Source organism: Salinivibrio sp. MA427 (assembly GCF_001996115.1).
Lineage (GTDB): Bacteria > Pseudomonadota > Gammaproteobacteria > Enterobacterales > Vibrionaceae > Salinivibrio > Salinivibrio costicola.
Map to the genome: position 1 here is coordinate 1 of NZ_MUFH01000277.1, position 3,229 is coordinate 3,229.

A 3,229-nucleotide genomic window follows, 5' to 3' on the forward strand; every position below is an offset into this window, starting at 1 on the left:
CAGTTTGGCGCGTCGATTGCTGAGACAGCCCAACGCCCAATAAAACAAATCCTCCCCCGATAATATGATATGGCGTTAAGACTTCTCCTAGCCAGATGACGGCGATTATTGCCGTCATCACCGGTAATAGATTCATATACATTGCGGTACGACTGGCCCCATTGAGCGCGATCGCCTGTAGCCAGATTGCCGGTGCCAGCACCGATGCGCCTAAGGCGGCGAATCCCACTAATGGGTAGGCTTCAGTCGCAATATTTTGGCTGGGTGCCGCCAAAAGCACGGGGATCAGCATGATTACCGCGAATAAGGCCTGCACATAAACGGAGACCCAATTAGAAATCGCCATTGACCATCGTTTCAATAACACACAATACAGTGCATACGACGAGGCACAAATTAACATGAGCCCATCGCCAATGGTTGCCCCACTGGTCAACAACGTTAGCGGTTTTCCCATTGTCAGCATATAAATCAGCCCAGAGATAGATAACCCTGCACCGACAATGGCTCGCACTGTAAGTGGCTGAGACAGTAGTTGAATGCTCATAAAGAGACTGAGCATTGGGACCAAAGACATGATCAATGCCATATTCGTCGCTGTGGTGGTTTGCGCAGCAAAATAGGCGACAGACTGGTTTGTGACCATGCCAAGTAAGGCGAGTAAGGCAAGCCGCGGCGCGTAGGTTATCACCGCACGCCGCTGACGCCAAAGGGTAGGTAAGCAAAAGGGAGTAAGCACCAAGATGGCAAAGAACCAACGGTAAAAGGCCATCGCACCAGGTGCAATGACCGCCACTGACATTTTGTTTACGATGGTATTCACCGACCAAATAAAAACCGCGGCAAATGGCAACAGAACCGGCATAACTGCCTCATTGAAACGCGAATCGCGTGTAATTAAAACAGGCAGTTTACAGTGTAAATAGAAGAATGAAACCAAGTCGATAGAAACAGTTAGGGGGGACTATGATAGGCGACCATGTCGAACGGGTTGTGCAAGCAACACAAGGTACAACTACGCGAAAAAACAATCGGAAAAAAAGCGGGCAAAGGCCCGCTCGGCAAGCATTTAGCCAAACGATGTCATAAAGACATCAAATAGGACAAAGGTATCTATCGGGAGCTATATTAACGCCAATCCGTGAATGCATGTCAGTTATGCGTCAAGCCTGTGCAAAATAACGGKGTTGTTAGCCACTCATTGCAATGTCATCTAACGCTCTAAGCACTTGCCCATCCAGGTGGCCGTCAAACACGCGTTGACACACTTTACGGCGCACCGCTAACCCTGAGATTAATTTCTCAATAGATAGGTGACGTTCCTGCTGTTGCTGATTAAAAAATTCAATTGTACGGCTAAGTGTTTCATAAGGCACCACTTGATCACCAACGCGTAACCAATCAAGCTTTTCTAGATAACCTTGACACTCTTCAGTGATCACTGAAGACGGATGCCCTGTCATTGCTGAGAGCGCGGTGATACTGCGTTGTAACGCCTCTTCTGAGGTATATTTAGAGAGAACGATGGTCAGCTCGTCAGCATTGATCTCAACCAGATGCTTGCGTTGCTTAACACGGCGTCCCAAACGGCCGCTGGTTTTCTCTTTGCGTTGGATAGGCTCAAACTCGCCATCGATGATCCCGGACAGTTGATCAAGGTCTTGGCTGGGTAAGATCTCGTTGCGCAATGGGTTTGGCATGGTTGGCGCTAGCGAGCGTTTACCTTCGTTATACATTTTAGCGCGGGAGTAACGGATCACTTCATCGACATTACATTTAATATCCATCCGGTAATCCGGATATTTTTTTTCATCGTCTTCGCGTGTCAGCGTTAGGTGATATCCCCAGAGGTTTACCGCAAAAATCGATTCAGTGACTTTGCCTTCTGCCAGTTTTCGAAGCTCTCTAATCAAATCACTCGAAAAACGTCGCCATTCAATGTTACGCGCCATTTTTTGGTTTAACTCGCTCAGTAGCATCGAATCTTCCAAACGACGTGACATACGGCTTCTGAAGAGCGAATAGAGCTGGAATACCAGTGTATGCTGACGCAAAATTTCAGGCGGGAACAAGAAGAAGTAATCACGCGTCATCAATTCTTCAAAAAACGACGGCTCCCACACCAGGATATACAGATTGGGTTTAATTTTAACTTCCCCATCTTCACCTTCTTTTGGTGCTTCCTCTGATGCGGTAATAGTCCGAGCTAAAAAGCGGRAGCGATCACTTTTAAACCCTTCAGGCATGTTTTCACTCAGCCAACGGCCGGTCAATTCGTGGAGTTGAAAATCCGTAAACTCGATTCTATCGATGCTTTCTCGGATTGCATCACGTGCCGGTCCACTGTCTTTTTTACCCCGTAGTTGCAAAATATCAGTGATGTAAATGGGGGTTTTATTACCAATCGATTGGGTTTGTAGCTCGTAATTCGGTAAGTGGTGATCATGGTATTGCACGGTTAACGTAAATAATGCGAATAACGTCATCAGATCATCCACCGTCATGATCGACTTGGCTGATCGTGTCTCAATAATGGCTTTGGTCCCGCTGATCGCAACCATTGATTTTTGATAGGCTTTTTTTGTCCGTGGCGGCGCCAAAGCTTGATCAATGATCCCCGCCCAGCTTGTTGGAGAAACCAAAATCTGATCTTTTTCGCCAGGCATCATTGGGGGCGTTCCCAGTCCGTGCTCGCTCAGAAGTTGGCGGTTTACTTGCGTTTGTGCCAGCGCTTTAGAGCGTTTTTGTTTGACTTCATCTCGGCTTTTTTCTGTCATCAATCCCGCACTGCCAAGTGATGAAATGAGACGGCTTGGATTGACAAAGCGATGGAGCATCGTTTTACCTGCCAGCCCTTCTTCAAAACGAACCGGCTGCTGAAGAAAAAGGCCTAATTGCACCGCCGCACGTAATCGTTGCTGAATGGCAGCACGTGTTAATTGACCGTCGGTGGCGTCAACAAGTTCTGTGGTAGAGACATAACCATCTTGAGATGAAAACCCGCGCACTGAAATTAAATTGAGCAGTTCTAAGATGCTTTTGGTCACCCCTTTAAAATGCTCATATTGCGCAAGCCAGTCGACCAGTTGTCCATGCACTTCGAAGAGATGCCCGTCTTTGTGGGAACGAGGTGCTTTTATTAATATTTTTTCCGGTTTACTGGCACTCATGTCAGTTAAGATCCTTCATAGCAGGCGTACTCAAAGCGCATTATTCTTTAATGTTGAGG

Annotated in this window: 2 protein-coding genes; both read right to left on the reverse strand. The window is 47.2% G+C overall.

All coding sequences use genetic code 11. From position 1 onward, the window contains the following. Positions 1 to 865 (reverse strand): DMT family transporter (locus tag BZG79_RS13195; RefSeq protein WP_108743300.1); only part of this gene is annotated, 865 nt, incomplete at its 3' end. Positions 866 to 1,190: 325 nt separating this feature from the next. After that, a complete protein-coding gene (locus tag BZG79_RS13200) occupies positions 1,191 to 3,170 on the reverse strand; it encodes a replication initiator protein RctB domain-containing protein (protein WP_077774631.1) in 1,980 nt (659 codons plus the stop codon). Positions 3,171 to 3,229: the final 59 nt, after the last annotated feature.